Genomic DNA, 6148 nt, shown 5'->3' with positions numbered 1-6148 from the left:
GCGGCGGGGCCCGGCTCGGGAGCAGAACCACGCCCCCAACCCCCCCCCCCACCACCCCCCCCCCCCCCCCCCCCCCCCCCCCCCCGCGCCCCCCCCCCCCCCGCCCGCCCCCCCCGCCCGCCCCCCCCCCCCCCCCACCCCCCCCGCCCCCGCGCGCCCCCCCGCCCGCTTCTCTGTCGGCCTGTGCGCAGCTTAGCGCATGATCATGCGCTGTTTCTCGCGATTTTGCGCATAGCTGGCCTTGTCATAGGGGGCCTGCGCCTCAAGCTGCTCCTTGGTGAAGTTCGTGTAGAGATAGCGCTTGCCGTTCTTGTCGGTCATGAATTTCAGGTTGTCCATGCCGACCGCCACCTCCTTCTCGCCGATGCCAAGGAAGCCGCCGACGTCGATGATGACTGCGTCGACCTTCTTGTCGCCGCCCAGCACGATATCGCCGATCTCGCCGACATTGACATCGTTGGCGCCGTAGACGGTTGTTCCGACCAGATCCTCGGCCCGGATTTCGCCTATCGGCATTTCAGTCAGTGTCGACTTGTCGATCGACCCGGTCTTGGTCTGGTCTGCCGTCGTTGCGGGCGCTGGGGCATTTTGAGCCGTCTTACTGGCCTGGTCAGTGTTGTTGGTCGTCGCAGTGTTATCGGTCGTGGCAGTGTTGCTGGCCGTCACAGTAGGCGTGACGACGGCTGGCGCATTAGCCGCGGCATCGTTCGACGCTGTGGTCGCCGGGGCCGGATCATAGGGCTTGCGGTCGAAATCCGGCTGCGCCGTCAGCTCTTCCTTGGTGGTTTGGGCGACCAGCCAGCGATCGCCGTTCCTCTCGGCCCACTGCGCCTTGTCGAAATCATAGGCGACGTTCTTTTCACCTATGCCGAGGAAGCCGCCGACACCGATGACCAGCGATTGCGCCTTGGCTTCCTTGTTGATGACGATGTCGTTTACGTCGCCGATGTTCTGGGCGTCGTCGCCGGTACCGTTGTAGACGGTCTCGCCGATGATATTGGTGGCAAGATTGCCTTCCGCGCGCTTCACGACCGGAGCGGGGTTGTTACCGGCCGGCGCCGCCGGGGCGTTCTGCGCCGTATCGGTGGAGGTCGACGGAGCGGCAGGAGCCGTAGCCGTGGTGTCTGTCGCCGCAGGCGCCGGATCATAGGGCTTGCGGTCGAAATCCGGATGAGCCGTCAGCTCATCCTTCGTCGTTTGCGCTATCAGCCAGCGATCGCCATTTCTTTCGGCCCATTGCATCTTGCTGAAGTCGAAGGCGACGTTCTTGGTCCCAATGCCGAGGAACCCGCCGACGCCGATGACGATGGATTTTACCTGGCCGCGTTCGTCGAAGACGACATCGGTGACCTTGCCGATATTCTCTGCATTGTCGCCGGTGCCGTTATAAACCGACTCGCCGATGATATTGGTGACAAGACTGCCCTCGGCGCGTTGCACCGGAGCGGCTGGAGCGGAATTCTCTACGGCGGGTGCTTGCGCCGGCGCCGGGGTCGTCGCCGATTGCGCAAATGCACCCGTCGCAATCAATGTTGCGACTGCTGTCGTGGTTAAAAGGGTGCGGATCATCTTAGTGTCTCCTCGTCGGGGATTTCGTGCACGCCGTGCCCGCATAGCGTCGCTGCGGGCGCAGCGTCTTCTGCATGTTCACAACGTTGTGACCACACTGTTGTTCCGAAAAAAGCCGTGGCGCACCCGGTGCCATGTCGAAGGTTCTCGGATTCGCCACGCTGGTCGAAAGGAACATTTTCTCGGCCGCCCCGTTCCACTCCCGGCTGGGGCTCCGTCCCGGCCCGATAGGTGCTGGAAAATGGAACGGCCATGCAGTTTGCAGCGGTGCTGAACAAGGACGGGGGCACCCTGCGCACCATCGATCTTGAGGCCTTCGCCAGTCGGATGCGCAGCACGCTTGAGACTGCCGGCCACTCGATCGATATCGAAATCGTCGCCGGCAAGGATATCGTTGCCACGCTGGACGGCGTAGCTTCCAGGCGCGGCATCGACGTCGTGCTGGCTGGCGGCGGCGACGGAACCATTTCGGCCGCGGCAGCCCGTTTGATGAATGGGGAGAAGGCGCTGGCAATTCTGCCGGCTGGCACAATGAACCTTTTTGCGCGCGGCCTCGGTATTCCGCAGACCCTCGATGCGGCACTGAAATCGTTTGCCGACGGCGAGGTGATGGCGATTGACATTGCAACAGCCAACGGCCGGCCTTTCGTGCATCAATTCTCGATCGGCATGCACGCCAGGATGGTGCAACTGCGCCAGAAGATGGAATTCGGCTCGCGGTTCGGGAAGATGCGCGCCTCGGTGCGAGCCGCTTGGGCGACGATCAACAATCCACCGGCGATGAACGTAACGCTGACGATCGGCGAGGCCGAGATCAGAACGCGGATCACCGGTATCGGCATCACCAACAATCTGTTTGGCGAGGGCCACCTGCCCTATGCCGATAATCCGGCAGGCGGCGTGCTGGGCATCTATGTCACCGTGGCGCGGCGGCGCGGCGAATTGATCAGGTTCCTCTTTGACGTCGCCCGTGGGAAATGGCGCGGCAACGAGCATGTCGAAATCCATCAGGCAAACCGCGCCGTTTTGAAAATCCATTCGACGAACAGGAAAGTTCAGGCCGTCATGGACGGCGAACTGGTAAAGCTCGATCGCGAGATGACCGTCGAAATCCATCCGCGCGCGTTGAATGTTCTCGTCCCGGCGCGCGCCGCCGAGGCAAAGGTTGCCTGACGTGGGATGCGTGATGTGGGGTTGCGTGATGCAAACTGGCGCGAGCGATGGAGAGAACCTAGCCGCTGGGCGTGTTGCCCTGTTCGGTCTTCGGCGTCTCGATCATCCAGCCGTAGATTTCGGCGACGCCCCAGGCGATAAAAGCCAGCAACAGCGCGGCGATCAGGATACGAAGGACATGCCGACCCCGCCGCCCTTGACGGGCTTTGTTTTCAGGAATGGTTTTTGGCATTGTCTGGCTCCATATTTGGCGCCGGCAGGCGTAACTGGCGGGGCGTTGGCTGGTAACGGTCCCCCGCCGCGAAAGTTCCGGCTCTGCAAGGCGGCAGACGGGCCGGTTGGCCTGACCAATCAGCGGAGCCGGCCACCGGGGGCATAGTGGACGACAATAGCCAGAACACGCCGGGCCTGCCGGCCGATATTCGCCGTGTGGTGGGCGCCGCGGACCGTCTTGCCGTGCTGCACGGCCTCGACACGCTGGACGGGGCTGCCGACCCTGATTTCGATCGTATCGGCGGTCTTGCCGCTTCGGCGATGCAAACGCCTGTCGCACTGATCACGCTGGTCGATGCCGAGCGGCAGTGGTTCAAGTCCTGTATCGGCCTCGGCGAGACCGAAACCGCAACCGAGACATCGTTCTGCGCCTATACCATCGCAGCCGGCAACGTGCCGATGGTGGTGGCCGACGCGGCGGCGGATCCGCGGTTCAAAGCCAATCCGCTGGTCACCGGCGAGCATCATATCCGCTTTTACGCAGGCGTGCCCATCGTAATCGACGGCGCGCTGATCGGCACGCTGTGCGTGCTCGACCGGAAGCCGCACGCACGTCCCTCCTCTGTCCAGCTCGACCAGCTGTCGGCGCTGGCCGGCCTTGCCGCCAGCCTGTTCACGCTGAAGGATGCAACCCGCAGTGCGGCGATTGCCAAGGCAGCACCGGTTCGAGAGGAAAAGCGGCGCGCTATCGCGCTCGACGCGGCCTCGCTTGCCAGCTGGGCATGGGATATCCGCAGCGATATGATCGACTGCGATGTCCTGCTGCCCGAATTGTTCAACCTGCCGAAGTCGAACAGGCTGAGGGCGCGCGACATCCTGACCGCCATCGACCCGCGCGACGTTCACCAGACCGAAACACGCTTTCGCGACGCGCTGACTGGCAGCGACGATTATTTTGGCGAATACCGTGTCAAAGGCCTCGATCCGCCGCGATGGATCGCAACGCGCGGCCGCGTCATAGAGCGCGACGGCGAGGGCAAGCCAACGCTGATCTTCGGCGTCAACTACGACATTACCGAACGCAAACTTGGCGACGAACGTCAACGACTGTTGCTGCGCGAGCTCAATCACCGCGTCAAGAACACTTTGGCAACCGTACAGGCGCTGGCTACGCAGACCGTTCGCCATGCCCGCCAGCCAAGCGAATTCCTCGAAGCCTTCAGCGCCAGGCTGCAGGCACTGGGCGTTGCGCACAGCCTGCTGTCGGACCGCGAGTGGCGCGGTATCGGCATCCGCGAGCTGGTGGAGATCGAGCTAAAGCCGTTCCAAGCCGCCGGACAATCGCGCATGGCGATCTCCGGCGCCGATGTCCTGCTCTCACCCGACCAGGCAGTCGGGCTCGGGCTAATCCTGCATGAACTGGCAAGCAACGCACTGCAATACGGGTCGCTCTCGGTTTCCTCCGGAAAGGTCGATCTCGATTGGAGGGTACAAGGCAGGAAGGGCGCACGGCGTCTGTTGCTGGCCTGGCGTGAAAGCGGCGGCCCGCGGGTTGCGCCGCCCGAACGCCATGGCTTCGGCTCGATCCTGATCCGCCGCAGCCTGGCCAAGGTCATTTCCAGCGAGGTGACCCATGAATTCCGGCCGGAAGGCGTGGTCGCCGAAATTTCGATTCCGCTCGAAGATTTGTGACGCCAGCATTTTGCGACCGGCGCCAGAATCGTTTGCCCCGAACTATCCCTCCGAACTATTCCCGTTTGCCGGTATCCGGATCATCGGAGCCGCGCTTCACGTTCTCGCGGTAGATAGCGTAGGCGGCGAGTGCTATCGCCGGGCCGAGAATCGCGCCCAGTCCGGCCTTCCCCGCGCCACCTTTGCCCTTGAGCAGCGCCGGCAGCACGGCGAGTACCGCAGTGATGCCGATAGCCTTCATGTCGGCGTTGCGTCGCTTCGCCCGGCGCCTGGCGCGCGAGCCGGCCGACATCCGGTAGACGAGCAGGATGAGACCGGCGATTGCCAGAAAGCCGATCCCGAAGCTCAGGGAAGCTGCCATCGGCCCATAGCGGGCCGCCGTCCAGATATAGGCCGCCGCGACGAGGAAGCCGAGGCCGCACAGCGCCGCGAGCGCTGCGATCGAATAGACAATCGCAGCGACGCGTGCGCGTTGCACCGCCGCAATGGTTTCGCCCGAGGCGAGGCCCGAGATCAGCGATGCAAGCATTCCCATACGTGCAGAACTAACGGCGCGCGAGAAGCGCGAAGAGGAATCCGACGCCTGCGGCGATCGCCAGCGAAGTCACCGGCTTTTCGCGCATATGCGCTATCATCTGCGCCTCGATGTCCCTGGCGTTGCTGCGCAGGCTGTCGAAGGCTGCCTCGCCCTGGGTTCGCAACTGCTCGACGCTTTCGGCCGCGGCTCGCCGTGCTGCCCCGTAGCCATGTTCGCCAGTTTTGGCCAACAGCTTGGTAAGTTGGTCGATGTCGGCCTTCAATTGTGCGATGTCGGCCTCAATATCGGAATTCGTGCGGGCTTCGTTCGCGGCCTTTCCTGCGGCAGTCGCCATTGCTTCACTCTCCATGCTTTTGCTCGGTCGAAACGCCCGACAGACCCCAAGGTTCCGGCACGAACCTCTTCTAACCCTATCTCCGGCAGCGCGCGTTGCAAATGCCTTGCATGGGCTGAGGCCGACGCATCCGCGCCGGCACGTCTTTTTTAAATGACAGCATGCCAAATAACGATCATGACTTCCCCCGTTTCACGATAGAGACGAATTTAAGGAGATATTGCTGCGTGCGCCCATCGCTTGACGGTTTGCGGATTCTTATCCTGGAAGATGAGTTCCTGATTGCCATGGATATCGAGCAGCTTTGCCGCGACTACGGCGCGCTCGATGTGGTCATCGCCCGTGATCTGACTGAGATCGAACAGCAAGACGTTGCCGCGCAATTCGATGTGGCCATCGTCGACCTCATGCTGAGCGGCGTTTCGACGCTCCAATTTGCTTCGCGGCTGCGTGAAGCGGACATCCCGTTCGTCTTCGCCTCGGGCTATTCGGATACCGACGAGATCAAGAAATCCTTTCCCGGCGTCAGGCTGGTCACCAAGCCCTATTCGGGAGACGATCTCGTCGAGGCAGTGGTAACGGCCTGCAGGCGCACGCCTCTTCGCTGAGGCGCGGAGCGGTTCGAACAC

The 6148-nt window shown here is 62.9% G+C and carries 7 protein-coding genes; 3 read left to right on the top strand and 4 right to left on the bottom strand.

The annotated features are described in order from the left end of the window. Positions 1 to 192: 192 nt before the first annotated feature. Positions 193 to 1569 (bottom strand): PRC-barrel domain-containing protein, encoded by a 1377-nt coding sequence (locus tag NKI97_RS29270; RefSeq protein WP_352451156.1) that lies wholly within the window; start codon positions 1567 to 1569, stop codon positions 193 to 195. Positions 1570 to 1821: 252 nt separating this feature from the next. On the opposite strand from NKI97_RS29270, the gene NKI97_RS29265 reads away from it, so the two are divergent. After that, complete coding sequence (locus tag NKI97_RS29265; protein WP_352745287.1) at positions 1822 to 2742, top strand: diacylglycerol/lipid kinase family protein; 921 nt, start codon at positions 1822 to 1824, stop codon at positions 2740 to 2742. Positions 2743 to 2800: 58 nt separating this feature from the next. Here the strand turns inward: NKI97_RS29265 and NKI97_RS29260 are convergent, their stop codons facing one another. Beyond that, on the bottom strand, positions 2801 to 2974 hold the full coding sequence (locus NKI97_RS29260) for a hypothetical protein (RefSeq protein WP_292659198.1): 174 nt from the start codon (positions 2972 to 2974) through the stop codon (positions 2801 to 2803). 146 nt (positions 2975 to 3120) lie between these two features. On the opposite strand from NKI97_RS29260, the gene NKI97_RS29255 reads away from it, so the two are divergent. Continuing rightward, positions 3121 to 4647 carry a sensor histidine kinase gene (locus NKI97_RS29255; protein WP_352837889.1) on the top strand — a complete coding sequence of 509 codons (1527 nt, stop codon included), beginning with the start codon at positions 3121 to 3123 and terminating at the stop codon, positions 4645 to 4647. A gap of 55 nt (positions 4648 to 4702) precedes the next feature. Here the strand turns inward: NKI97_RS29255 and NKI97_RS29250 are convergent, their stop codons facing one another. Together NKI97_RS29250 and NKI97_RS29245 are read right to left on the bottom strand one after the other, a co-directional pair. After that, positions 4703 to 5182: a hypothetical protein gene (locus tag NKI97_RS29250; protein WP_352451153.1), complete on the bottom strand. Its 480-nt coding sequence runs from the start codon at positions 5180 to 5182 to the stop codon at positions 4703 to 4705. A gap of 10 nt (positions 5183 to 5192) precedes the next feature. Beyond that, positions 5193 to 5519 (bottom strand): ElaB/YgaM/YqjD family protein, encoded by a 327-nt coding sequence (locus NKI97_RS29245; protein ID WP_023678546.1) that lies wholly within the window; start codon positions 5517 to 5519, stop codon positions 5193 to 5195. A gap of 227 nt (positions 5520 to 5746) precedes the next feature. Between NKI97_RS29245 and NKI97_RS29240 the strand changes: the two genes are divergently transcribed. Further along, positions 5747 to 6127 carry a response regulator gene (locus NKI97_RS29240; protein ID WP_352451152.1) on the top strand — a complete coding sequence of 127 codons (381 nt, stop codon included), beginning with the start codon at positions 5747 to 5749 and terminating at the stop codon, positions 6125 to 6127. The last annotated feature ends 21 nt before the right edge of the window (positions 6128 to 6148 follow it).

The organism is Mesorhizobium sp. M0296 (assembly GCF_040321675.1).
GTDB lineage: Bacteria > Pseudomonadota > Alphaproteobacteria > Rhizobiales > Rhizobiaceae > Mesorhizobium.
Note: the sequence above shows the minus strand (reverse complement) of the source record. Positions and strands in the feature narration are given on the sequence as shown.

Coding starts and splice junctions, on each gene's coding strand:
- NKI97_RS29260 (WP_292659198.1), bottom strand. CDS start 2,974: ATGCCAAAAACCATTCCTGAAAACAAAGCCCGTCAAGGGCGGCGGGGT.
- NKI97_RS29270 (WP_352451156.1), bottom strand. CDS start 1,569: ATGATCCGCACCCTTTTAACCACGACAGCAGTCGCAACATTGATTGCG.
- NKI97_RS29265 (WP_352745287.1), top strand. CDS start 1,822: ATGCAGTTTGCAGCGGTGCTGAACAAGGACGGGGGCACCCTGCGCACC.
- NKI97_RS29250 (WP_352451153.1), bottom strand. CDS start 5,182: ATGGGAATGCTTGCATCGCTGATCTCGGGCCTCGCCTCGGGCGAAACC.
- NKI97_RS29245 (WP_023678546.1), bottom strand. CDS start 5,519: ATGGCGACTGCCGCAGGAAAGGCCGCGAACGAAGCCCGCACGAATTCC.